A 23132-nucleotide genomic window follows, 5' to 3' on the forward strand; every position below is an offset into this window, starting at 1 on the left:
GGTGGGTGGGGTGGGTGTCCCGGATCCCGGGCATGTTCGACCGGCCCGGAGGGTCCTGACTGTCGTGGCCGCCGGGCCTTGGCCCCCGGATCAGGGCGGGTCAGTCGTTCCTTCTGGCGATCTCTACGTTCTCCAACACGCCCAGCGCGTCGGGCACAAGGATGGCGGCCGAGTAGTAGGTGCTGACGAGGTACGAGATGATCGACTTTTCATCGATGCCCATGAAGCGCACCGACAGGCCCGGTTCGTACTCCTCCGGCAGACCCGTCTGGCGCAGACCGATGACGCCTTGGTTGTCCTCGCCAGTGCGCATGACGAGGATCGAGCTGGTCTTCTCCTTGGTGATGGGGATCTTGCCGCAGGGGAGGATCGGGACCCCGCGCCAGGCCGGGACCTGCTGTCCGCCCAGGTCGACGTGGGTCGGGTAGAGACCGCGACGGTTGAACTCACGCCCGATCGCCGCGATCGCCTTGGGGTGGGCGAGGAAGAACTTGGAGCCGCGGCGCCGGCAGAGCAGTTCGTCGAGGTCGTCCGGGGTGGGCGGGCCTGAGTGGGTCTGGATGCGCTGCTTGAAGTCCGCGTTGTGGAGCAGGCCGAACTCCCGGTTGTTGATCAGCTCGTACTCCTGGCGCTCACGCAGCGCCTCGATGGTGAGCCTGAGCTGCTCCTCGGTCTGGTTCATCGGCCCGTTGTAGAGGTCGGCGACCCTCGTGTGGACCCGCAGAATGGTCTGCGCGACGGAGAGTTCGTACTCGCGCGGTTTCAACTCGTAGTCGACGAACGCGCCGGGCAGCTCGGCCTCGCCGGTGTGGCCGGCCGACAGCGCGATCTCGGCCTCGCCGTGACGATTCTGCAGCTGGCGCGGAAGTGAGCTGAACCCCTGGATGTGTGCCTGGAGGCTCGGTGCCACGGACAGCACGGCGGCGAAGTCGGCGCGGGACAGTGTGAGCAGGGTGCCGGCGGTCTCGGCTGTGACGGTGCAGTCCCACCGGGCGTCCGCGTCCAGCAGGGCGTTCTCACCGAACCTGTCGCCGTCGGCGAGTACGGCGACGGCGACTTCGTCACCGTACTTGCCGACGGAGGTCTGACTGACGCGGCCGTGGGCGATCAAATGGATCTGCTCGGCGGGCGCCCCGCGCTCGACCAGGGTTTCGCCGGCGCGGAAGTCGCGCTGGACGCACCGGTCGGCGATCGTGGTCAGCACCTCGACATCCTCGAAGCCCCTCAGCAGGGCCAGTTCGCCGAGCTCGCGAGGGATCACCCGGACGCTGGCACCGTCCTGCACGAACTCCACGCGCCCGTCGCCGACGGTGTAGCTGAGCCGACGGTTCACCCGGTAGGTGCCGCCCTTGGTCTCCACCCAGGGGAGCGTCCGCAGCAGCCAGCGAGAGGTGATCCCCTGCATCTGCGGGGCGGACTTGGTCGTGGTGGCAAGGTTGCGGGCAGCCGCCGTGCTCAGGCTGGACTGCCCGGGCGACCCCAGCTGTGCTTCCGGGCTGGTGTCAACAGTCATGGGGCGAGCGCTCCTTCGTAAGGGCGGGCGGTGGCGGACGTGCGTGCGCGGCGCCGGGAAAGAGGAATAAAGAGGGGCAAATATCCCGGAATCCGTCCAGATCTCTGGGAACAGTAACGGCCGGTGCGCCCAGTTGGCCCCGACGAGCCGTTGACATTAACTCGATACGATGATCTTGCTTGGGTAAGGGTTTATTCGGGCGGCTGACGGTATTCAGACGCGGTCGCCGGTGCGCATGACGCGCGGAGCGACAAAGCAAGGGGCCGGCCGGCCGGTCCTCAATGACCGGCCGACCGGCCTCCGGTCGAACTGTGGGCTTGGAGGCCGCGCGGCCTCTTAGACGTCGCGCGGCCTCTTACGCGCTCAGGCGTTGATCTGCTGCTCCGCCTCCGTCAGGATCTCCGTCAGCCGGAGCCCGAACCGTACGTCGCAGGCGTGCGGCTGACCCGTACGAACCGACTCCAGCAGGGCATCGATCGCCGCCCCGAACGAGGTGACCGGGTCTCCCCAGTCCTCCGGCAGCACAGCCGTACCGTGCTCGCCCCGGAGCTCGATCCCCGTACCCGCGCCCGCCTTCGGTGCGCTCAGGCTCAGCGCCACCGAGCTGGCCGCGCCGGAGACATGCCGCAGCACGAGGTGGGTGAGGTCCGGCTCGGTGCGTACCGCCGTCACGTCGGTCACCTCGCCGAGCACCGGGATCAGCGCGGACAGCGCGTGCGGGCCGACGTCCCAGAGGCCGCCCTTCTCGCGGCGCCAGGGGGAGTCGGCGTACGGGCTGGTCTCGCCCGGTGAATAGAGGGCGCCGAGCCAGTACGCGTGGGCGGAGAACCAGCCGCCCTTCGCGGCCTGCTCACCGAGCCAGCCCGTGGTGCCCGCCGCGAAGCGCAGGGTGCAGAAGACGACGGACGAGACCCCGGTGGCCGCGGCCGCGTCCGCCACCTCACGGGCCCCCGCCACGGTCGTCGCGACCGGTTTGTCCATGAGGAGATGACAGCCCGCCGCGGCGGCGCGCGCCGCGAGCGGTGCCTGGATGTCGGGCGGCAGGGCGAACGCGACGGCGTCGCTCTCGGCGAAGAGCGCGTCGAGGCCGACCTCGCCCGAGTGGGCCGTGGTGTCGTGGGCGGCGGCGAGAGCCGCGGCGGCCTCGGGGCGCCGCCCCCAGACGCCGCTGAGTTCGAGTCCGGGATGGGCGGCCAGGGCGGGGGCGTGGGTGCGCTCCGCCCAGGGGCCGGTGCCAAGGAGTCCGATGCGTAGCTTGCTCATGACGGCCAGTGTGCCGTGTCGGTACTCGCGCCCGGAGCCGGGGACGCGGCCGGAGTCGCGGACGGGGAGAGCGCGATGCGTCGCGGTGTCGAAAACCGGTGGCCGCGCGGGCAGGGGCCGGTGTTACGTTGCACAGGCCGGCCGCGGGCCTCCGGCGCGACTTCCGGGACTTGCCTCTGAAGCAGTGATTTCGCTGTTCGCGCCTCCATTCCCCGGCCGGCATCCATCAGTGGAAAGCAGGGGGAAGCAGGGAAGCAGGGGGGAAGCGTGGCGGAGACCTTCGCCGACCTGATCGCGGCCGAGGACGTACTGCTCTTCGTGAACGCGGCTGTCACGGCGACCGGGCAGCGTGAGTTCCGCTCCGGCGCTCTCGCCCAACAGCTCTCGCTCGGCTTTCTGCACGAGTACGTACGCGTCAACTACCGGCCGGTGTACGCCGCCGCGCTCGCGCTCGACATCAACGACCACAACGCCGCCCTGATCATCGAGCAGTTGCTGCGGACGCCGGGCGAGGCGAGCCGGGAGGAGAAGCGCGCGGAGGGGCGGCTGATCGCGGCCCGGCTGACGAGGCTGCCGCCGCAGCGCGTCTACCGGCTGTTCCGCGGTCTGCGGGCCGCCGGGGTCGGCAACCGCCGTACGCGCGCGATCCTGCGCGAGTGGCTGGCGGCCCGGCCGGATCTGGGGCACGACGCGGTGAAGTACCGCGGTGGGCTCAAGTCGGCGGCGCGCCACTTTCATCTGCCGCTCGGCGGTCCGGCGGTCGGCGGTCCGGCGCCCGGGCCTTCTTCGGACGAGATCGGCGACTTCCTCTTCGCGCCGGGCCGCCGCGAGCGGTACGGCCACCCCCTCCTCGACGCGTACCGCCGCGCCCACTTCGAGCAGGGCGCGCTGTACGAGCTGCCGCTCACCGTGGCCGAGGGGTTCGCGGCCAAGCACGGCATCGGCCGCGACGCGTTCCTTGAGCGGATCGGGCCCCGGATGACCCGGCTGGAACGACTGCGGACGGAGCGCGCCGCGGAGGCCCCGGCATCGGCCCCGGCCCCCGCCCCCGTACGCCGGACCGATCTGACCGTCATGCCGCTGACCCGGCTCGCGCTCTACGTCCTGTCGCTGACGCCGGACGAGCGCGTGGCCCGCCGTGCCGAGCTGACCCGCGCGCTGCGTACGGCGGCGCTGCGCGTGGCCGGGCCGCACCGGCACACCTGGGGGCGGGTCGCCGCCGTACTGGACGACAGCTACTCCTCGTACGGCTCGGACGAGAAGCGCCGTCGTCCGCTCGGAACCGCTCTGGCCTGCCACTTCCTGCTGGAAGCGCTGGCGGCGCCGGGGGCGTACGCCGCGCTCTGGACCTCGGGGTGCACCGATCCGCTGCTGGTGCGCCCCCAGGGACCGACGCCGCTCGGCACCCGGATCATCGACGCGCTTGAGCATGCGCCCGACCGGCTCGTCATCGTCTCGGACGGCTGGGACAACGCACCTCCGGGGCTGGCCGGCGAGGTCCTTCGGGTGTGGCGTACCCGGCTCGACCGGGAAGGGAGGACGAATGTGGTTCATCTGAACCCCGTATACGACGCGGACGGATTTGACGTACGCCGGCTGGCCGCGAGCGTTCCGACGGCGGGGATACGGGACGCCGAGGATCTGCCGGCGCTGGTGGAGGTCGCGCAGTTCGCGGAGGGCCGTACCGGACTGGCGGAGCTGCGGGCGTATCTCGACGGGCGCGTGCGGCGCTTCGTGGACGACGATCCGTTCTGCCGCTTCCCCGGCGAGACGGTTGCCGACCCGGCCGAATCCGACCCGGCCGATTCCGACCCGGCTGATTCCGACACGACCGATTCCGACCCGGCCGCGCCGGAAGGACGACAACGATGACCCGGCTCGATCTCACCGGTCTGACGACGCGCCCCGCCCAGGTCTGGGGCGGTATCCGTCTCGTACCCCTGGTGCGCGAGGAGCCGATGCCCGGTCTGCGGCTGCAGCCCGAGATCTACGGAGCCTTCGGCGAGGTCCAGGTGGATCCGCGCACCCGCTATGTCTCCTACATCCCGCACGGATTCGTCGCCGACTGGTCGGGCGACGGCGGTGAGGGAGCCGCGTACGGCACCCAACTCGGTGCCCGGGACAGCGGCACCCGGGACGGCGGCATCCGGGACAGCGGCACCCGGGAAGACCGCCGCCCCGAGACCGTGCCCGTACGCCGTCACCACCGGATGGTGAAGCGCGCGAAAGGCCGGAAGAGCGGTGCGGCGGCGGCCACCCGCTGCCGGTTCCTCCCGCTCCATCTGGCGATGGAGGGCTATCTCGCGCTGCACTTCGGCGGGCCGTCCATCGCCTGGGACGAGTGGTCCCGGCAGGCGGTACGGCAGGGACTGTCGCCGCGCGCCGAGGACGCTTATCTCGGGCTGACTGTCCGGGGGCTCGCGGACGCGCTGCGCGTCTTCGAGATCCATCCCGGGCAGTGCGGGGTCATGGTGTACACGGCGGATTCGCTCGCCGCGGCCTTCGTCGTGCCGCACCCCGACGACTACCGGCTTCTGCACCCGACCCTGTTGCAGGACATGTACGGGGAACTGGTGCACCAGTACGCGTTCTTCGGCGGCCCGGTGCCGGAGTTCGAGGCGCGTATCCGCGACGGCCGGTGGCTGGAGACACTCGCCGATCTGCGGGCGGCGGCGCGGGAGCGGGAGCGGGCGTGGAGCGAGGCGCACGAGACGCTGCTCGCCCGTGAACTCCTCGCCACGTCCTACTCCTTCGAACGGGTCTACCGCATGGGCCCGTACGAACTGCACCGCTTCCTGCCGCCGTTCCACCGGCCCGGCGCGGGGCAGCGGGAGACGGAGCAGCACATCGGTGAACTCATCAGTGACCACAAGGGGCGTACGGCGTATCTCAAAACGTTCCGGCTGTCGGACGCGCAGATCAGGCGGGGGCATCTGCTGAGCCGGCTGGCCGCCCACGAGTGGCGGCTCGACCGTACGGCCGAGGCGTTGGGCACCACCTACGCCGAACTGGTACGCCGGATCCGCGCCGCCGGATTCGACGCGCTGCTCAACGCGCACGCGGTCGCGCGCACGACCGCGTGCGCCGCCTCCCGCCCCGCCGCCGGACCCGCTACCGCGACAGCTACCGGACCAGCTGACGCAACAGCCGCTGAAACAAAGGAAACCTGAGTAACGCGTGGTTCACAGCAGGGCAACAACCGGGAAATCACAGATTGCGAAGCTTCGGGGCATACCTGCTGCACCCGCAAAGGATGAGGCCCGTGACCTTCAAGGCTGAGTACATCTGGATCGACGGCACCGAGCCGACCGCCAAGCTGCGCTCGAAGACGAAGATCCTCAACGATGGCGCGGAGCTGCCCGTCTGGGGCTTCGACGGGTCGAGCACCAACCAGGCCGAGGGTCACGCCTCCGACCGGGTGCTCAAGCCGGTCTTCTCCTGCCCCGACCCGATCCGGGGTGGCGACGACGTCCTCGTCATGTGCGAGGTCCTGAACATCGACATGACGCCGCACGAGTCCAACACGCGTGCGGCGCTGACCGACGTCGCGGAGAGGTTCGCGGGCCAGGAGCCGGTCTTCGGCATCGAGCAGGAGTACACCTTCTTCAAGGGCGCCCGTCCGCTGGGCTTCCCCGAGGGCGGCTTCCCGGCCGCTCAGGGCGGCTACTACTGCGGTGTCGGCGCGGACGAGATCTTCGGCCGTGACATCGTCGAGGCGCACCTCGACAACTGCCTCAAGGCGGGTCTTGGCATCTCCGGCATCAACGCCGAGGTCATGCCGGGACAGTGGGAGTTCCAGGTCGGCCCGCTGGCTCCGCTGGAGGTGGCGGACCAGCTGTGGATCGCCCGCTGGCTGCTCTACCGCACCGCCGAGGACTTCGACGTCTCCGCGACGCTCGACCCCAAGCCGGTGAAGGGCGACTGGAACGGCGCGGGCGCGCACACCAACTTCTCGACCAAGGCGATGCGCGAGGGGTACGACGCGATCATCACCGCGTGCGAGTCGCTGGGCGAGGGCTCGAAGCCGCTCGACCACGTCAAGAACTACGGCGCGGGCATCGACGACCGGCTGACCGGGCTGCACGAGACCGCCCCGTGGAACGAGTACAGCTACGGCGTCTCCGACCGCGGCGCCTCGGTCCGTATCCCGTGGCAGGTCGAGCAGGAGGGCAAGGGGTACATCGAGGACCGCCGCCCGAACGCCAACGTCGACCCGTACGTGGTGACGCGGCTGATCGTCGACACCTGCTGCACCGCGCTGGAGAAGGCCGGCCAGGTCTGACCCGTCGGGTCGTACTCAGCTCATCGCGCTCCCCGAGGGGGCGGCCGCCGTACGGGGGCCGCCCCCTCGTCGCGTTTCCCGCCGCGCGGTGTGTCGGCTGTCACGGGACCGCGCCGTATCGACAGCCGAAAGGGACCTGCTGCGCCCTTCCGGTATCTGCTTCAATGGAGGCATGGCCAGCTTCCAGCACCCCGCGACAGGTCGCTCCGACCTTGAGCCGTTCTGGCCGTCCCGGCAGCATCACGACTTCGACCGGGTGTGTTGCCGCGCGTGGAACGCGTCGGCCCTCTAAAGCCTTCTTTCCGGCCTTCGGCCGACGCGCATGACGTACATCCCGTCCGTCCCGTCGATTCGACGACTCCTCCGCGCGAAAGAGCTGACCTCCCATGGCGAATCCCCGCCCCCTCTCCTCCGCGTCCGCGTCGGCGAGCGCCACCGCGTCCGCCACCGCCACCGCGGCCGCACTGAACCAGAAGCAGCCCGCGCCGGGCCGGCACCGGCTCCGGGCCGTCGACCGCGACGAGACCGCCCCGGTCACCCGCCAGGCCCTCCCGACTCTCCCGGCGCTCCCGGCGCTCCCGGCGGGGGTGACCGCAGGGCAGGTCGTGGACTTCCTGCCGCCCGGCGCGACCTGGCTGCCCGCGCCCCAGCACACCCTGCCCTCGCTGCCGGGACATCCGCCGATGGTCGGCTATCTCGTCCTCGTACCGGCCGATCAGCACGCGGCGGTACTGGCGGCGGCCTCGGCGCCGCCCCTCACCACCGCGGAGACCGCGGGCAGCGGCGCCGGGCCCGGGTCCACCGGGTCCTTCGGGTCCGGGGCCTTCGGGTCCGGTTCCGGGTCCGGGTCCCTGGATGCCGACAGCGGGCCCGTGTCGATCGACAGCGTCCAGCGGACCGCCGTCGTGGACGGACAGCAGCTGGACCTCACGTATCTCGAATTCGAACTGCTCGCGCATCTGGTGGCCCATCCCCACCGGGTGCACACCCGCGACCAGTTGGTGACCACGGTCTGGGGCTACGGGCATGTGGGCGACGGGCGCACCGTCGATGTCCATGTGGCACGGCTGCGCCGCAAGCTGGGGACCGCCCACCGCCACAGCATCCAGACGGTACGGCGGGTCGGGTACAAGTACACGCCCTGACAGGAGCGATACGGGGAGCCCCGCCGAGCCCCGCCGAGCCGGCGGTCGGCAGGGGCTCCCCGCGAACCCGTCAGGTACGGGCCGTACGGGCCGTACCGTCTGTACGGGCGCGAGCGCGGGCCCGCAGGGCGAGCAGGCCGTCCAGCGCCAGGAAGACCAGCAGGCTGATGCCCAGCAGCGGCAGGAACCAGCCGATCAGCGCCACGGCCGCCGCGAGTGGCAGCAGCACGGTCACGGGCACCTTGCGCCAGGCACCGCGCGGTATGGCCCTGCCCGCGCTCAGCTTCCGGTCCTTGGTGGGTCGGCGCAGCCACCACATCCGGTAGCCCCAGCAGATGATCAGGATCAGCGAGAGGGCGAGCACCGCGAGTGCCAGTTGGTTGACGACCCCGAGGAAGACGCCCATATGGGCGTCGATGCCGAAGCGGGTGAGCTGGGCGAGCAACGGGTAGTCGGCGAACCGCAGTTCGTCCATGACCATGCCGTTGGCGGGGTCGATGGCGACCGAGTCGAGCCGTACCGGGAACTGGGTGTCGGTCTGCGCGACCACATAGCCGGTGCCCTCCGTCGGCAGGGTCACCGAGACCGGTCCGTCGAGACCGGCCTGACGGGCGGCGACGACCGCCAGATCGATACCGACGTCCCCACCGCTCATGCCCTCCATCCCCGGCATGTTCTCCATACCGGGCATCGACTCATGGCCCTCGTGACCGCCGCCGCCCGCTCCGCCGGTGCCCCCTTCGAGCGCGGCGGAGACGACGGGAGTGCCGCCGCCCAGCTGGTCCTTGACCGAACCGATGTGCTCGCCCGCGTACTTCGACCAGGTGAGCCCCGTGGCGGAGAGCATCACCAGCCCGGTCACGGCCCACAGTCCGAGTGACCCGTGCAGGGAGAGCGTTCTGCGCCGGCCCGTGGCCCCGCGCTCGGGGGTGAGCAGCGCGCGCTTCGAGGTGCGTTTGCGGGCGAGCCAGAGCAGTACGCCGCCGAGGGCCACCACCCACAGCCAGCTGGCGGCGAGCTCGCTGTAGACGCGCCCCGGCTCGCCGAGGTGCAGATGGCGGTGCAGCTCGGATATCCAGGTGCGCAGCGGGAGGGCGCCCGAACTGCCGTAACTGGTCAGCTCTCCCCGTACCTCCGCGGTGTACGGATTCACGAAGACTGCGAGGGACTTGCTCTCCTCGGCGTCGGGCGTGCTCATCAGGACCTGGGTGGTCGCGCCGTCCTCGGACGGCAGGCGTACGGAGGTGACCGTGCCGTCCGGGCGGGCGGCGCGGGCGGCATCGAGCTGTTCGGAGAGCGGAAGGGTGCGGTCGCCGACCGGGACCCGCAGCTCGTGGCGGTAGAGGACCTTCTCCGCCTGGAAGGAGAGCGCGTAGAGGAATCCGCTGGTGGCGGCGATCAGCAGCAACGGGGCGATGAGCAGGCCGGCGTAGAAGTGGAGCCGCAGCACGAGGGGCCGCAGGGAACTCCAGACGGAGGGGGTGCCGGCGCTGTTGCCGGTTTCGGCGTCTGTCGCGGTCTCCGGGGCTTCGCCGGGCGGGGCGGCCGGCCGGTCGTCGGTCTCGGGCCCCTGTACGGGGTCGTCAATGGCCATGACTGTCCTAGGTGTTGGCGTGGGCATGGGAAAGCGGACCCCGGGCCCGCCCGCCTACCTGCCTGCCTGCCTTGCCTAAGGTCGGACAGTGGTGGTGATGAGGGCCGTTGCCGGGGCCGTGGCGCGAGAGGTACGGCGCGCGGGCGGGCCCCGCCGCGACAAGGTGTGCGCGAGTACGACGCCCCGGAAGCGGTGCGCCGCGGGGGCGTCGGCGGCGGGCCGTACCGCCCCTTCCGGCAGCGCCGCGACGGGCAGCCGGGCCGAGGTCAGCAGCAGCCGGAGCGGGGAGAGGGCCAGGGCGCCGAGGGAGGTCGCGAGCCGGAAGAGCGCGGCCTCGCCCTGGGCCAGCCAGAGCGCGCAGACGGCCGCGGCGAGGAGATGGGCGGCGATCATCCCCGCCGGACCGTCCAGGCCGAAGGGGATACCGGTGTCGATGGGGAGGACGCCGGTCCCGGAGTGCTCTCCCATGGGCGCGCCCGCGCCGACTCCCGTCTCCATGCCCGTACCGGTGCCGATGCCCGTACCGGTGGCGGTGGCGGTGGCGCCGGTCGCGCCGTCGGTTCCATGGGTTGTGTGGCCCGGCGACACCGCGCCGCCGAACGGCAGCGCTCCGGCGAAGATCAGGTGCAGTGCGCCCTGGACGGTGAGCAGCCCGGCCCCGATCGCGCGGAACCCGCGCCGCCGGCCGCCCGCGAGCCAGGCCGCGCCGGCGGTCACTCCGAACGCCGTCCACAGCGCACCGAGCGGGATCTCATGCCCGGATGTGAACGAATGCCCCACCGCCGCCAAAGTCACGCATACCGCAGCGAAAGCGGCGGCCCTCAGGGCGCGTATCGGTGACCTGGCGTCTGTCATGGTGAGCACATGCTGCCATCCACTTGGGTGCGTACGGCAGATCCAGGAGATCCATGATTCTTCTGGCAGCGAATTCGGCTGGCCCCGAAGCGGGCACGGCGGCACAGTCGGTGCCATGAGACTCCTCATCCTCGGTGGTACGGAATTCGTCGGCCGCGCGGTCACGGAGGCGGCGCTCGCGCGCGGTTGGCGGGTGACCGTCTTCCACCGCGGCCATCACGAGGCGCCCGCCGGTGTGACCACCCTGCGCGGCGACCGCACCGCCCCCGGCGGCCTCGCGGCCCTCTCGAACCTCCCGAACCTCTCGAACCTCTCGAACCTCCCGGACCTCTCGGATCTCTCGGATCTCTCGGACGGAGCCGATGCCTGGGACGCGGTCGTCGACACCTGGTCGGCCGCGCCGTCGGCGGTGCTCTCCACCGCCCGGCTGCTGGCCGGCCGCGTCGGACGGTACGCGTACGTCTCCAGCCGCTCGGTGTACGCGAACCCCGCCCCCGCCGGACTTCCGGAGGACGGCCCCCTGGTGGAAGGCGCCTCCGCGGCCGCCGGGCAGACCGCGTACCCCCAGGACAAGCGCGGCGGCGAGCTGGCCGCCGAGGCGGTCTTCGGCGACCGGGCGCTGCTGGTCCGTGCCGGGCTGATCCTCGGGCCCGGGGAGAACATCGGCCGGCTGCCGTGGTGGCTGGGGCGGATCGCCCGGGGCGGACCCGTACTGGCGCCGGGGCCGCGCGACAACCCCTTGCAGTACATCGACGCGCGTGACCTCGCCGAATGGACCCTGGACGCCGTACGGGACGGCCTGGGCGGCCCGTACAACCTGGTGAGCCCGGCCGGGCACACCAGCATGGGTGAGCTGCTTGACGCCTGCGTACGTGTCACCGGGTCCGACGCCGAACTGCGCTGGACGGACCCCGGGACGATCCTCGCCGCCGGGATCGAGCCCTGGACCGACCTGCCGGTCTGGATCCCGCCGGGCGAGATGCACGACACCATGCACGGCAGCGATGTCTCCAAGGCGCTTGCCACGGGCCTGCGCTGCCGCCCGGTGGCCGAGACGGTGGCGGACACCTGGTCCTGGCTCGGCTCGATCGGCGGCCGGGCCCCCCAGCGGCCGGACCGCCCGCCGGTGGGCCTGGCACCGGAGCTGGAGGCCAGGGTTCTGGCCCAACAGGGCGTGGACTAAGGGCTGTCCGTCGTCCCGTTCGTCGGGCCCGCTACTCCTTCCTCCGTCCGGCTATCGCCGCCGTCAACGCGCCCCGCAGCTCGGCGACTCCGTGGTGCCACGCGCCGTCCTCGCCGTCCGCCTTGACCCAGCGGTCGCGCACTTCGGACCCGGCCACGCTCACCCGGTCCAGGGCCAGGACCGCGAGCTCCCGCAGCTCCTCGGGAAGCCGGGGCAGCGGCTCCTCAGGGCCATAGATCGACTCCACCGGCGGCCCGCCGGGGCACTGCGCGGCGACCAGCGCGGCCGCGGCGACGGCGACCGCCCCCACATCACCGTCCAGCCAACCGCCCGCACCGTCCCCGCCGTTCCCGCCGTTCCCGCCAACCCCGCCGACCCCACCATCCCCGCCGACCGCGCGCAGCAGCGCCGCCCGCACGATCTCCGTACGCCCCTCGACGGTCACTTCGTCCAGGTCGGCCGAGAAGTCCACCGCGGCGTCGTTGTCGAAGTGGCCGGTGTCCCACGTGCCCATGGTCTCCCCCTGGTCGTTCCATATCCCGCTCATCCCCGTTGCACCGATCGTGCCAGGTACCACTGACAATGCCCGGTGCCCGTCCGGGGTGTACCCAGCACCACCCCGCACCGGGGGCCGACCGGCTGCCGCCGCGGAACCTCGCGGGTCAGACTGGGTGCCAGGTCCGGCGGTCGGACCGCCGGGGGGCCGTCTGGCCGTCGGGCCGCGAAGGAGAGAAGAACGCCATGGACAGCGGTACGAGGAAGCCGGGCCCGCTGGTGTCCGCCGGGCGGGGACTGATGCTGTCGGTCGTCTCGCTCGCCGGATCGATCACGCTCTTCGTGCTGTCGGTGCTCTCCCTCGTCTTCATCCTGCTGGGCTTCGGGGTCTTCACCACGCCCTGGGTACTGACGATGGTCAGGGCGCATGCCAATCAGCGCCGGCTGCTGGCCTCGCGGTGGTCGGGCGTACGGATCCCGGTCCCGTACCGCCCCTTCCCGCCGGACGCGCGCACCGGCGTCACCGGCCGGGTGGAGCGCTGCTCGCTGATGCTGAAGGACCCGGCCACCTGGCGCGATCTCCAGTGGCTACTGGTCGACATGACGGCGGGCTTCATCACCGCCGTGCTGTCCTGGGGTCTGCTCGTCTACGCGCTGGAGGGGTTCGTACTCGCCGCGGGCCTGTGGCGGGTGTTCACCGACGACCGGTACTGGTACGGGTTCGTCCCGGTCAGCAGCCAGGCGACCGGGCTCGCCGCGGCGGGTCTCGGGGCGGTCCTGCTCGGACTCGGACTGCGCTACGACGCGGACCTGCTGCGCGGCCATTTCCTGCTGGCCAAGGCGCTGCTCGCACCCGGCAGTGACCAGGAGATGGCGCTGCGGATCGAGCGGCTCACCGAGTCCCGGCACGACGCCGTGGACACCTCGGCCGCCGAACTGCGCCGTATAGAGCGCGATCTGCATGACGGGGCGCAGGCCAGGCTGGTCGCCGTGGGTATGGACCTGGGCACCGTCGAAGCGCTCATCGAGAAGGACCCGGCCAAGGCCAAGGCGCTGATCGGCAAGGCCCGGCAGTCCTCCGCCGAGGCGCTGACCGAACTGCGCGATCTCGTACGGGGTATCCATCCGCCCGTACTGGCCGAGCGCGGTCTCGGGGACGCCGTGAAGGCGCTGGCGCTGCGGCTGCCGGTGGAGACGGAGATACAGGTGGAGCTGACGGGCCGCGCCAACGCCCCGGTCGAGTCGGCGGCGTACTTCGCGGTGAGCGAGGCGCTGACCAATGTGGTCAAGCACGCGGGCGCCGACCGGGTGTGGGTCGACATCTCGCACACCGGGGGAATGCTGCGGATCGCCGTCACGGACAACGGCGGCGGGGGCGCGGCGGTCGGAGCCGGCTCTGGGCTGAGCGGGCTCGAACGCCGACTCGGTACATTCGACGGCGTCCTGGCCGTCAGCAGTCCAGCGGGCGGTCCCACCATGGTCACCATGGAGATCCCTTGCGAGTTGTCCTAGCCGAAGATCTCTTCCTGCTGCGCGACGGTCTGGTCCGGATGCTGGAGGCGTACGACTTCGAGATCCTGGCGGCGGTGGAGAGCGGGCCCGAACTGACCAGGGCCCTGGCGGAACTTGAGCCGGATGTCGCCGTGGTCGACGTCCGGCTTCCGCCGTCCCACACGGACGAGGGCCTTCAGTGCGCGCTCGCGGCGCGCCGCGCCCGGCCCGGTCTGCCGGTCCTCGTACTGTCGCAGCATGTCGAGCAGTTGTACGCGCGCGAGCTGCTGGCGGACGGCGACGGCGGCATCGGCTATCTGCTGAAGGACAGGGTCTTCGACGCGGACCAGTTCATCGACGCCGTACGCCGGGTCGCGGCGGGCGGTACGGCGATGGATCCGCAGGTGATCTCGCAGCTGCTCTCCCGGCGGGCGCGGGACAAGCCGATCGGCGGGCTGACCCCGCGCGAGCGCGAGGTGATGGAGCTGGTGGCGCAGGGCCGCTCGAACGCCGCCATCGCCGCCCAACTCTTCGTCACGGAGCGGGCGGTGGCCAAGCACACCTCGAACATCTTCGCCAAGCTGGATCTGCCGGTGTCGGACGACGACAACCGCCGGGTGCTGGCGGTTCTCGCCTATCTGGACCGCGGCAGGTGATTGGGGGGCATCCGCCCGGTTTGGTGCTGGAGATTTCTATGAATTCCCCCGGCGGCTGAACACCCCGTAGCCGAGGTCCGTATGGAACGGAGCGCTTCGCTTCTCCCCTGCCGCGCTTTCCCGTAACCGGCGACGAAGCTTGAGGAGTTCCATGCCACGCACATCGAGAAAACGCTCCACACTGGCAAACCGGGCGATTGTCGCCTCGGCTGCCTTGCTCCTGGGCGGGGGTGGGCTGGTAGCGGTCAATGTCTACGCATCCGCGGGTGAGGGCGACTCCAACCGGTCCGCCCCCAGGAGCCAGAATGCCGCGCAGTCGATGTCGACCATCGACTGCCCGGATGTGGCGACCCAAAGCCAGTTGGCGAATGTGCCGGACGCGGCGCGTTCCGAGGTCGACCGGAATCTCGCCCTCATCGACAGCCAGATCACCGAGGCGTACAAACGGTTCGCCGATGAGAAGGCCCAGATCGAGCGGGATCCGCGATTCGCCGACAATGCCGTTCTCAATCCGCTGAAGGACAAACGGGCGGCCACTCTTGAGCGGATCGCCCTCTCGATCGGCAGGGTCGCGGAGCGGCCGCAGGGACTGGAGGGTCTCGCGCCCTGCACCTTGCGGGCCGGCACCTCCCCCGCTCAGGGCGGCCAGGGCCAGAACGGCGGGCAGAACGGCGGCCAGAACGGTGGTCAGGGTGACGGCCAGAACGGTGGCCAGCAGGGCCAGAACGGCGGCCAGGGCGACGGGCAGAATGGCGGTCAGGACGGCGGCGGCCAGAACGGTGGTCAGGACGGCGGGCAGGACGGCGGTGGTCAGGACGGCGGCCAGAGCGGCGGCGGCCAGGCCGGCAACGGCCCCGAGGCCTCCGACTTCGTCGACATCACCACCGTCCGGCCCAATGTCCAAAAGGCCAGGACCGCCCGCGGCGGCTCGAAGGGAACCTTCACCACCGACTGCGGGGTCAACGAGGCCGGAAAGTTCAATTCGGACAATGTCATCGTCGCCCCAGGTGTGAGCAATGGCGCTCACCATATGCACGACTATGTCGGCAACCAGGCCAATGACGCGTTCGCGACCGACGACTCTCTCGCGGCCGGTGAGACCAGCTGCCGTAATCAGGGCGACAAGTCCACTTATTACTGGCCGGTGCTGCGCCTCCAGAACGGCCAGGAAGAGGCCGACGCCAATGTGGACGGCGGCGGCAAGGAAGGAAATGTCGGCGAGATCCAGACGCCGTCCCAGGTGACCCTGACATTCGCCGGCAGCCCGAAGTCCAAGGTCACCGCCATGCCGCGGTTCCTGCGGATCATCACCGGTGACGCCAAGGCATTCACCAATGGTGACGCCAACGCGAATGCCTCATGGAGCTGCACCGGATTCGAGAACCGTCAGCTCAAGGACAAATACCCGATCTGCCCCGAGGGCAGCCAGGTGGTCCGCACGTTCAAGTTCCAGAGTTGCTGGGACGGCCAGAACGCGGACAGCGCCAACCACCGCACCCATGTGGCGTTCGCCGATCGGAACGGCCGCTGCCAGAACGGTTTCAAGGCGATCCCGCAGCTCCAGCAGCGCGTGGTGTACGACGTACCGCCGGGGCCCGGCTTCGCCGTGGACTCCTTCCCGGAGCAGCTGCACAAGCCCGTCACCGACCACGGCGACTTCATCAACGTCTTCGACGACAACCTGATGAAGAAGGTCGTGAACTGCGTCAACGGCGGACGCAGGTGCAGGTGAGCCGACGGCCCGCCGGCCGCTGACCCGGACGCGGGGGCCCCGGCCTCGTCCCCGGCCGGGGCCCCCGCCCCCGCCCCTCGCCTTCCCATCCCCCGCCTCCCGTACCAACCCCGTCCCCCCACATCCGCGCTGCGCGGTCAGCCCGTGCGGTGACCGGAGTGCTCCTCGTCTCCCCCACCGCCACCGCTTCCCCCCGAGTGGTGCGACGAGCCGGCCTCCACGGTCCCGCCGAGCCGGCCGCGCAGCGCCGTCACCACCTTCTGGTCACCGACCGCGATCCATTTCCTGCCGACGAGATACGAACCGCCGTAGTCCTTGGCCTCGTTGATCCACTCGCGCAGACCGCGGTCGGTGGCGAAGGTGACCAGCACGTACTTCCCGTCGTCCGTCGTGCAGTTGCCCTGCCGCAACTCGTCGGCGTCGGTCTGGATGTTCGGCTCGCACTCCGCCTTCGAGGCGATCTGTTCGAGGCTTCCCGTCGCCGTGTCCGGCGTCGTGGGAGCCTTTTCGTCGTTGCCGCCGCAGCCCGCCGTCAGCGCCAGGGCCAGGGCCGCGAGCACCACCAGGGATCGTTCTGTACGCATGCGGCCATCGTCCCCCGACACCCCGTCGCCGCGCGGCGGAACGGCCGGATTCCGGGGTGACCATCGGACCAATCGCTCGTTCTGCTCAACGTGCCCCCAGACAGCGCCGACACCTCCTCGACCGCCACATCCGCAGCCGTTCCCGCGGATACGTCCGTGACGGATGCGTCCGTGACGGATGCGTCCGTGTCCGGCGCGGCTCCTCTCTCCGCCCTCGCCGCCCTCGGCGTCGAGCAGGCCGAGGCGGCTCTCGTCGAGCACTACACCCGTCTCGTACGCCTCGCCTATCTCGTGCTGCCGCCGTCGCTCGGCCGCAACCGGCGCGTACTGACCGCGCACGCGCTCGTGCAGCGCTCGCTGCCGCGCGGGCGTACGGCGGCCCCGGCCGAGCGGTCCGCGATCCCCGCGCAGAACCGCGCCGAAGGGACCGATGGGACCGAAGGGTCCACTAGGTCCACTAGGTCCAATGGGGCCGTTGGGGCTGTTGGGGCCGTTGGGGCCATCGGCCGGACCCCGACCGGGGCGGGGCGGAATCCGGGGTACGCGTACGTACGGGGGCGCGTGCTGCGCCAGGCGCTGGACGCCGGGCGGCCGTTGCGCCGGCTCGCCCGGCCACGGCGCGCCCAACTGCCGCCGCTGCTGCCGCGCATCTGGGGGCTGCGGCTGTTCCCGCGCTCGGGCGGCGCCGATGAACTCGCCCTGGACCAGCGGCTCTCCGGTCTCTCTGGACCGGCTCGCGCGGCGTTCGTGCTGCGCGGTCTGGAGCTGCTGACCGACGAGGAGGTACGTCGGCTGCTCCACGCGGCCGGGGTCGAGGACACGGAGACCGCGCTCACCGAGGCGGCCGACGCCGCCGGGCAGCGGATCGGTACGGCGGACCCCGTCGAGCTGTTGCGCTCACCCGAGTTCGACCCCTGCTCGCTCCAGGCCAGGCCCACCGATCTGATGCGCCGCCGCCAGTACGGCAGGGCCGCGCTCGCCGCCGCCGCTGCCCTGGTGGTGTGCGGGACGCTCCTCGGCCTGCCGGGCGGCGGCCGGGGCGCGGACGACGACGCGGATTCCCCGTACGGCGGGAGCGCGGCGGTCGCGGCGGCCCTCGACCCGGCGAGGGTGCGCCGGATCGCGCCCGCCGCGTGGCAGGACTCCGCCCGTACGGACTTCTCCGTCTGGCCCGCGCGCGGGCCGCTGGCCGAGGACCGCGCGCTGCTGCGCCGGGCGTTGACGGCCTGGGCCGCGCCCGGCGCCTCCGTACAGATGTCGGCGACGCCCGCCACCCCCTCGGGCCCGCCCTTGGGGTCGCCGCAGCTGCTGTACGCGGGAAAGGTGGACGCGGCGCGGGTGGTGCTCTTCCACGACGGCCTGCGGGTCGTGCGCTACGCGGAGCCCGCGACCGGCGGGGAGGGCGTGGCCGCCCTCGACTTCGCGCGGGTCGACGGCGCGGACGCCGCCACGGCGGGGGCGCTGGTGGTCGGCCGCTCGGACGGCAATGTGCGCTATCTGACCGCGCCTTGGGTGCGCGGTACGTCGGTACGCGATCTGCTCGACCCGGCGGGGCCCGTGCGGCCTCTGCGGCGCGACGCGGACGGCGTGACCGATCCGATGGCGAGCCCGGCGATGGCCCGCGACTGCCGCGCCTGGGACACGCTTTCCGTGCGCGACGACAGCGCGAGCCCGGACAGCGCGAGCCCCGACGGCGCGAGCCCAGACAGCGCCAGCCCCGACAGCGTGACGGACGCGCGCGCCACGGACGCGGGCGCCACGGACGCGGGCGCCACGGACCGGCTGCTCACCGACCTCGGCGAACTGACACCCGCCCGGCTGACCTCGGGGCCCCCGTCGCACCCCGGCGACGTGTCGGCGCCGGCCGACCGCGCCGCCTGGGCCAGGACCGCCTGTCTGCTGCCCGCGATGCGCTCCCACGGCGTACGGTCCGTGAACTCCTGGCCGTACGCGCGGCAGCCGCTGCCCGAGTCCAACGGCACCGCGACCTGGTTCTGTACCCGCGCGGAGACCTGGCGGGGCCCGGGCAGCCGGGTGCTGGCGCAGTTCCAGGCGCCGTCGGAGAGCGCGGCGCCCGGGGCCGTCGCGGCGCGGGCGGAGAACTCACCGGCCTGCGGGGTACGGGAGTCGCGGGTGCTGGCGGGCGTGCTGTGGAAGTCACGGGGCGGCACGTGGTACGTGCTGGCCGCCGGGAGCGGCCGGCTGGAGTCGGTCGAGGTGTCGGGCGGCGTGCGGGGCAGCGGGCCGGGGAACCTGCTGGCGGTACGGGCGAAGGAGGGCGCGCGGGCGGAGCTGTACGGCAGGGCTCCGGACGGGACGCGGGTGGACGCGCTGCGCTGACGGCCCCACGGACGCGGCCTCCCGCACCCCCGGGCCACAACCCCCTGCCCCCAATCTCAGGGCAGCAGCAGCCAGTCCGCCCCCAGCGCCGCCACCAGACCCGCGCCCAGCAGCCATGTGCCCAGCCGCGTACGGCCGTGGCGGCTCAGTTCGATCACCACACCGCACAGGATCATCGCGAGCCCGTACACCCCGACCACCAGGACCGAGGTCCGTTCCGCGAGCCGGACCGCCAGCAGAGCGGCGAGACCGACCAGCAGCACCGACGCCAACGCGATCCGCACCGCGCGCGCCTGACTGGGGGTCAACCCGCCGTCGTAGGGCTCCGGTACCGGCGTGTCCATGGCCTCGTCCTGGTCAGATGCGCTCATGGTCCGGGAGCGTAACGGACACCCATCGGAGACCGCCCGTTAGGCTGTTCGTATGACGACCGGGGTGCGCCGCAGGATGGGCGTGGAAGAGCGGAAACAGCAGCTGATCGGCGTGGCGCTGGAGCTGTTCAGCCACCGCTCTCCCGAGGATGTCTCGATCGACGAGATCGCGGCCGCCGCCGGTATCTCCCGTCCGCTCGTCTACCACTACTTCCCCGGCAAGCAGAGCCTGTACGAGGCCGCCGTGCGGCGCGCCGCCGACGATCTGGCGACCCGCTTCCTGGAGCCGCGCGAAGGACCCCTCGGGGCGCGGCTGCACCGGGTCATGGGGCGCTTCTTCGACTTCGTCGACGAGCACGGCGCCGGTTTCTTCGCGCTGATGCGCGGCGGCCCCGCCGTGGGCTCCTCGACGGCCAACGCGATGATCGACGAGGTGCGGCAGGCCGCGTACGAACAGATCCTGGCCCATCTCGGGGTCGGGGACCCGCCCGCGCGGCTGGAACTGGTCGTACGGTCCTGGGTGTCGCTGGCCGAGACGAAGGCGCTGATCTGGCTGGACGGGCGACGCGTCCCGCGCGGCGAGCTGGAGTTGCAGCTGGTGCACGACTTCGCCGCGCTGGCCGCCGTGAGCGCCGCGTACGACGAGGAGATGGCGACGATCCTGCTGGGACTCGTCGCCGACGAACCGGCCGACGGCGCGTTCGGCGATCTGCTCGGCCGGCTCACGATGCTGAGTACGGAAATGCCGCCCGCCCAGCGGACTCAGGCGTAGCCCACGAGGCCGTCCGGCCGGGGCTCCTCGCGCGACTCAGGGGCTGCTCACGCATCCCGCCGGCAGGGGGCACCGGTGTGCATGCTGGACGAGGCGCCGTCGATGACGGAGCTGAGTCGGTCGCGGGCGTGGGCGAGGTCTGCGATGCGCCGGTCGAGGTGCTCGCGTTCCGCGGCCAGGCGCTGGAGGAGCTCGGGGGTGGCCTTGCCGTCGATGACGCAGGGCGTCAGTTCGGCGATGGCCTTGCTGCTCAGTCCGGCGGCGTACAGCTGGCGGATGAGGCGGATCCGGTCGACGGCGCTCTCCGTGTAGTGGCGCTGGCCGCTGCCGCTGCGCTCGGCGGTGAGCAGGCTCTGTTCCTCGTAGTACCGCAGGGCCCGGGTGGTGACGCCCGTGCGGCGGGCGAGTTCCCCGATCCGCATTCCCGCCCCCTCTCCTTCATGTGTTGTGGCTCACACGCACTTGCCTTTTACGTCAACGTCAAGTTTTACGGTAGCTCATGCGCCCACCAGTGGGCGAACAGTCCAGTTGCATCCCGTATCGGGATGAGTTGAACGACGAACGGAGTGTCCATGAGTGAGGACACTGGACCGACCCGGCGGGTGATCGGCGTCGAGGAACACGCCTGGACCCCGGACCGGCGAGACGTTCCTCGACCGCGTCAGCTTCCGCCCTGTATTCGAGGCGGCGGCCCACCTCGGTGTGCCGCTGTACATCCACCCGGCCATGCCGCCCCGAAAGCTCATCTCACCGAACCGGACCGGGACAAGCTCGGCCACCTCAACGCCGAAGGCATTCTCGGCCTCCCCCGAACCACCTCCCGCTGAAAGGCAGACACACGCATGACCACGCATCCCACGACCGGCCTCGCCGGTCCTGCCCTCACCACCACCGTGTCCGTCAAGCCGCTCGTGCTGAGCGCCCCACAGCGCGGTGAGGACCTGCACGTCCGCGTCACCGCCCCCACCACCGGTACCAGCCTGCCCGTCGTGCTCTTCGCCCACGGCTTCGGCTCCGACCTGGACGGCTACGCGCCCCTGGTCGACCACTGGGCATCCGGCGGTTTCGTTGTCATCCAGGCAACCCACCTGGACTCGAAGCGGCTCGCCCTGGCCGCCGATGACCCCCGCCGGCCCCAGATGTGGCGCTACCGAGTACAGGACATGCGGCGCATCCTCGATGAGCTCACCACCCTGGAGGCGGCCGTGCCGGGCCTGTCAGGCCGCATGGACCACAGCCGCGTCGTCGCGGCCGGGCACTCTTTCGGCGGCCAGACCGCCGGCATCCTGGTGGGCCTGCGCGTCACCGACCCGCGGACCGGCACCGCCGAGGACCTCTCCGATGCCCGGGTCATGGCCAGCATCCAGCTGGCCACCGCAGGCAAGGGCGGCGACGAGCTGACCCCCTTCGCCCACGACAACCTCCCCTGGCTGCGCGACCAGGACTTCTCCCACATCACCGCCCCCGGCCTCGTCGTCGCCGGAGACAAGGACGACCTCCCGCTCTCCACTCGGGGCCCGGCATGGACAACCGACCCCTACAGCCTCAGCCACGGCGACAAGAGCCTCCTGACCGTCCACGGCGGAGAGCACTTCCTCGGCGGCATCTCCGGCTACCAGGCAGCGGAGACCACCGACGAGAACCCCGACCGTGTCGCCCTCGTCCAGCAGGTCACCCTCGCCTACCTGCGCCACATCACCGGAACCGACCGCACCGACTGGAAGAACGCCCAAACCGTCCTCGCGTACGGCCACCCGCTGGGACACCTCGAATCCAAGTGACCCCGCCACCCTCGGACGCGCCGTCCTACCGCCCCTGATGATGACCGGAACACGACTGCTCATCCCTGGCCGTCGTCGTCCTCGTCCAGCTCCGGCGCGTCCGGGTCGCGTAGCGGGCGAAGGGCGCCGGCGGCCGGGGTCGATGCGCTGAAGCTGTAGCGGCCGAGCAGGTTCAGGTTGCGGTGCTTGAGCGGGGACAGCCGGGCGATGTCCTCCTCCCGGAGCTCGCCACGAGGCCGTCCGGCCGGGGCTCCTCGCGCGACTCAGGGGCTGCTCAAACGTCCACGCCGCGGTGAGAGACCCATGAGTGGGCCGCATCGACCATGGCCCTGAGCCACGACGCATCCGGCTTGCGCTCAGCGAAGGCACGATGCATACGCAACGTGGCGGCGGCGAAGGCATCGATCGCTTTCGGGTCGGCGTCCATCCAGGCCGCACAACGGGACGCCCAGGATTCAGCGTCCTCGGCATCATGTCCCGCCGAGATCAATTGCACGACCAGGCAAGCTGGATCGATGAACGCCGCGCCACGAGTGGGCCACGACCAGTCGACCGCCCATGTGCCTCGATCTCCGATGAGCAGGTTGCTCGGGTTGATATCGGTGTGGAGCAGCGCTTCACCCCGGAAGTGAGCGGCGTCGGCCTCACCGGAGGCGAAGCGGTTCCAGCGAGTCTCCGGCCAGTCGTGGGCCACCTCTGGTAGATCCAGTTCCCCGATCCGGTTGAGGATGTCAACCATCGCGGGGAGATCCGGTGAGCCCGGAGCGAAGTCGGCACCCCGTCCGTCGACCCAATCGAAGCCGAGCACGTTCCACGTGCCATCTTCCGCGTGCCATCGCACAGCCGGGGAGATGGGACATACGACCGGGTTGATCAGCCTTTCCCTGATGATCGAGTCACGCCGGCCTCCAGGGCGGTTACGTACGGCCTTGACGAAGAACCGGCCCTTCTCGCACTCGACCAGGGCTGTGACATCCGAGCTGAACCCACGCGCGGTGGGCCGGAAGTCGGTCAGATCTCCTGTGTGCGGGTGGAGCAGGCTCCAGAACCCCGCCCCCGGGTCGTTGCGATTCAT

The 23132-nt window shown here is 71.3% G+C and carries 20 protein-coding genes; 11 read left to right on the top strand and 9 right to left on the bottom strand.

Annotated features, from left to right (window positions below):
- Positions 1–100: 100 nt before the first annotated feature.
- Positions 101–1513: a family 2B encapsulin nanocompartment shell protein gene (locus tag ACFRMN_RS00220; protein WP_383010887.1), complete on the bottom strand. Its 1413-nt coding sequence runs from the start codon at positions 1511–1513 to the stop codon at positions 101–103.
- A gap of 363 nt (positions 1514–1876) precedes the next feature.
- On the bottom strand, positions 1877–2776 hold the full coding sequence (locus ACFRMN_RS00225; protein WP_383010890.1) for a Gfo/Idh/MocA family protein: 900 nt from the start codon (positions 2774–2776) through the stop codon (positions 1877–1879).
- A 267-nt stretch (positions 2777–3043) separates the two neighbouring features.
- On the opposite strand from ACFRMN_RS00225, the gene ACFRMN_RS00230 reads away from it, so the two are divergent.
- The 4 genes from ACFRMN_RS00230 (at position 3044) to ACFRMN_RS00245 (ending at position 8203) form a co-directional block, all read left to right on the top strand.
- The gene (locus tag ACFRMN_RS00230; RefSeq protein ID WP_383010893.1) at positions 3044–4648 is read left to right on the top strand and encodes a hypothetical protein; all 1605 of its coding nucleotides are present in this window, start codon (positions 3044–3046) and stop codon (positions 4646–4648) included.
- Positions 4645–5946 carry a hypothetical protein gene (locus ACFRMN_RS00235; protein WP_383010895.1) on the top strand — a complete coding sequence of 434 codons (1302 nt, stop codon included), beginning with the start codon at positions 4645–4647 and terminating at the stop codon, positions 5944–5946. Before ACFRMN_RS00230 ends, ACFRMN_RS00235 begins: the two co-directional genes overlap by 4 nt.
- Before the next feature lie 92 nt (positions 5947–6038).
- Positions 6039–7058 (top strand): glutamine synthetase, encoded by a 1020-nt coding sequence (gene glnII, locus ACFRMN_RS00240; protein ID WP_383010897.1) that lies wholly within the window; start codon positions 6039–6041, stop codon positions 7056–7058.
- Positions 7059–7444: 386 nt separating this feature from the next.
- On the top strand, positions 7445–8203 hold the full coding sequence (locus tag ACFRMN_RS00245) for a winged helix-turn-helix domain-containing protein (RefSeq protein ID WP_383010900.1): 759 nt from the start codon (positions 7445–7447) through the stop codon (positions 8201–8203).
- A 70-nt stretch (positions 8204–8273) separates the two neighbouring features.
- Here ACFRMN_RS00245 and ACFRMN_RS00250 read toward each other — a convergent pair whose 3' ends face one another.
- The gene (locus ACFRMN_RS00250) at positions 8274–9797 is read right to left on the bottom strand and encodes a PepSY-associated TM helix domain-containing protein (RefSeq protein WP_383010903.1); all 1524 of its coding nucleotides are present in this window, start codon (positions 9795–9797) and stop codon (positions 8274–8276) included.
- 75 nt (positions 9798–9872) lie between these two features.
- The gene (locus ACFRMN_RS00255) at positions 9873–10577 is read right to left on the bottom strand and encodes a hypothetical protein (RefSeq protein ID WP_383010906.1); all 705 of its coding nucleotides are present in this window, start codon (positions 10575–10577) and stop codon (positions 9873–9875) included.
- Positions 10578–10767: 190 nt separating this feature from the next.
- On the opposite strand from ACFRMN_RS00255, the gene ACFRMN_RS00260 reads away from it, so the two are divergent.
- The gene (locus tag ACFRMN_RS00260) at positions 10768–11835 is read left to right on the top strand and encodes an NAD-dependent epimerase/dehydratase family protein (protein ID WP_383010909.1); all 1068 of its coding nucleotides are present in this window, start codon (positions 10768–10770) and stop codon (positions 11833–11835) included.
- A gap of 31 nt (positions 11836–11866) precedes the next feature.
- Here the strand turns inward: ACFRMN_RS00260 and ACFRMN_RS00265 are convergent, their stop codons facing one another.
- A complete protein-coding gene (locus tag ACFRMN_RS00265; RefSeq protein ID WP_383010912.1) occupies positions 11867–12382 on the bottom strand; it encodes a DUF4259 domain-containing protein in 516 nt (171 codons plus the stop codon).
- Between the two features lie 194 nt (positions 12383–12576).
- Between ACFRMN_RS00265 and ACFRMN_RS00270 the strand changes: the two genes are divergently transcribed.
- From ACFRMN_RS00270 to ACFRMN_RS00280, 3 genes are all read left to right on the top strand, one after another.
- Positions 12577–13842, top strand: coding sequence for a sensor histidine kinase (locus tag ACFRMN_RS00270; protein ID WP_383010915.1), 1266 nt, complete (start codon positions 12577–12579; stop codon positions 13840–13842).
- Positions 13827–14477 (top strand): LuxR C-terminal-related transcriptional regulator, encoded by a 651-nt coding sequence (locus ACFRMN_RS00275; RefSeq protein WP_383010918.1) that lies wholly within the window; start codon positions 13827–13829, stop codon positions 14475–14477. Before ACFRMN_RS00270 ends, ACFRMN_RS00275 begins: the two co-directional genes overlap by 16 nt.
- Positions 14478–14628: 151 nt before the next feature.
- Positions 14629–16209, top strand: a complete 1581-nt coding sequence (locus ACFRMN_RS00280) for a DUF1996 domain-containing protein (protein WP_383010921.1) — start codon at positions 14629–14631, stop codon at positions 16207–16209.
- Between the two features lie 137 nt (positions 16210–16346).
- Here ACFRMN_RS00280 and ACFRMN_RS00285 read toward each other — a convergent pair whose 3' ends face one another.
- Positions 16347–16793, bottom strand: coding sequence for a hypothetical protein (locus ACFRMN_RS00285; protein WP_383010924.1), 447 nt, complete (start codon positions 16791–16793; stop codon positions 16347–16349).
- A 171-nt stretch (positions 16794–16964) separates the two neighbouring features.
- Between ACFRMN_RS00285 and ACFRMN_RS00290 the strand changes: the two genes are divergently transcribed.
- Positions 16965–19133, top strand: a complete 2169-nt coding sequence (locus ACFRMN_RS00290) for a hypothetical protein (RefSeq protein ID WP_383010927.1) — start codon at positions 16965–16967, stop codon at positions 19131–19133.
- Positions 19134–19189: 56 nt separating this feature from the next.
- Here ACFRMN_RS00290 and ACFRMN_RS00295 read toward each other — a convergent pair whose 3' ends face one another.
- A complete protein-coding gene (locus ACFRMN_RS00295) occupies positions 19190–19504 on the bottom strand; it encodes a hypothetical protein (RefSeq protein WP_383010930.1) in 315 nt (104 codons plus the stop codon).
- Between the two features lie 52 nt (positions 19505–19556).
- Here ACFRMN_RS00295 and ACFRMN_RS00300 point away from each other — a divergent pair, with 52 nt between their 5' ends.
- Positions 19557–20276, top strand: a complete 720-nt coding sequence (locus tag ACFRMN_RS00300) for a TetR/AcrR family transcriptional regulator (protein WP_383010932.1) — start codon at positions 19557–19559, stop codon at positions 20274–20276.
- A gap of 47 nt (positions 20277–20323) precedes the next feature.
- Here ACFRMN_RS00300 and ACFRMN_RS00305 read toward each other — a convergent pair whose 3' ends face one another.
- Positions 20324–20698, bottom strand: coding sequence for a MerR family transcriptional regulator (locus tag ACFRMN_RS00305; protein ID WP_383010935.1), 375 nt, complete (start codon positions 20696–20698; stop codon positions 20324–20326).
- A gap of 420 nt (positions 20699–21118) precedes the next feature.
- Between ACFRMN_RS00305 and ACFRMN_RS00310 the strand changes: the two genes are divergently transcribed.
- Entirely contained in the window at positions 21119–22057 is a 939-nt protein-coding gene (locus tag ACFRMN_RS00310) for an alpha/beta hydrolase family protein (protein ID WP_383010938.1), read from the top strand.
- Between the two features lie 274 nt (positions 22058–22331).
- Here ACFRMN_RS00310 and ACFRMN_RS00315 read toward each other — a convergent pair whose 3' ends face one another.
- Positions 22332–23132 carry a hypothetical protein gene (locus ACFRMN_RS00315; protein WP_383010941.1) on the bottom strand — a complete coding sequence of 267 codons (801 nt, stop codon included), beginning with the start codon at positions 23130–23132 and terminating at the stop codon, positions 22332–22334.

The sequence above is a fragment of the Streptomyces sp. NPDC056835 genome (assembly GCF_042789485.1).
Lineage (GTDB): Bacteria > Actinomycetota > Actinomycetes > Streptomycetales > Streptomycetaceae > Streptomyces.

Bases quoted from the DNA above. Each gene is read 5' to 3' on its own strand.
- ACFRMN_RS00220 (WP_383010887.1), bottom strand. From the start codon at position 1,513: ATGACTGTTGACACCAGCCCGGAAGCACAGCTGGGGTCGCCCGGGCAG.
- ACFRMN_RS00225 (WP_383010890.1), bottom strand. From the start codon at position 2,776: ATGAGCAAGCTACGCATCGGACTCCTTGGCACCGGCCCCTGGGCGGAG.
- ACFRMN_RS00235 (WP_383010895.1), top strand. From the start codon at position 4,645: ATGACCCGGCTCGATCTCACCGGTCTGACGACGCGCCCCGCCCAGGTC.
- ACFRMN_RS00245 (WP_383010900.1), top strand. From the start codon at position 7,445: ATGGCGAATCCCCGCCCCCTCTCCTCCGCGTCCGCGTCGGCGAGCGCC.
- ACFRMN_RS00250 (WP_383010903.1), bottom strand. From the start codon at position 9,797: ATGGCCATTGACGACCCCGTACAGGGGCCCGAGACCGACGACCGGCCG.
- ACFRMN_RS00260 (WP_383010909.1), top strand. From the start codon at position 10,768: ATGAGACTCCTCATCCTCGGTGGTACGGAATTCGTCGGCCGCGCGGTC.
- ACFRMN_RS00265 (WP_383010912.1), bottom strand. From the start codon at position 12,382: ATGAGCGGGATATGGAACGACCAGGGGGAGACCATGGGCACGTGGGAC.
- ACFRMN_RS00270 (WP_383010915.1), top strand. From the start codon at position 12,577: ATGGACAGCGGTACGAGGAAGCCGGGCCCGCTGGTGTCCGCCGGGCGG.
- ACFRMN_RS00280 (WP_383010921.1), top strand. From the start codon at position 14,629: ATGCCACGCACATCGAGAAAACGCTCCACACTGGCAAACCGGGCGATT.
- ACFRMN_RS00285 (WP_383010924.1), bottom strand. From the start codon at position 16,793: ATGCGTACAGAACGATCCCTGGTGGTGCTCGCGGCCCTGGCCCTGGCG.
- ACFRMN_RS00295 (WP_383010930.1), bottom strand. From the start codon at position 19,504: ATGAGCGCATCTGACCAGGACGAGGCCATGGACACGCCGGTACCGGAG.
- ACFRMN_RS00300 (WP_383010932.1), top strand. From the start codon at position 19,557: ATGACGACCGGGGTGCGCCGCAGGATGGGCGTGGAAGAGCGGAAACAG.
- ACFRMN_RS00305 (WP_383010935.1), bottom strand. From the start codon at position 20,698: ATGCGGATCGGGGAACTCGCCCGCCGCACGGGCGTCACCACCCGGGCC.
- ACFRMN_RS00310 (WP_383010938.1), top strand. From the start codon at position 21,119: ATGACCACGCATCCCACGACCGGCCTCGCCGGTCCTGCCCTCACCACC.
- ACFRMN_RS00315 (WP_383010941.1), bottom strand. From the start codon at position 23,132: ATGAATCGCAACGACCCGGGGGCGGGGTTCTGGAGCCTGCTCCACCCG.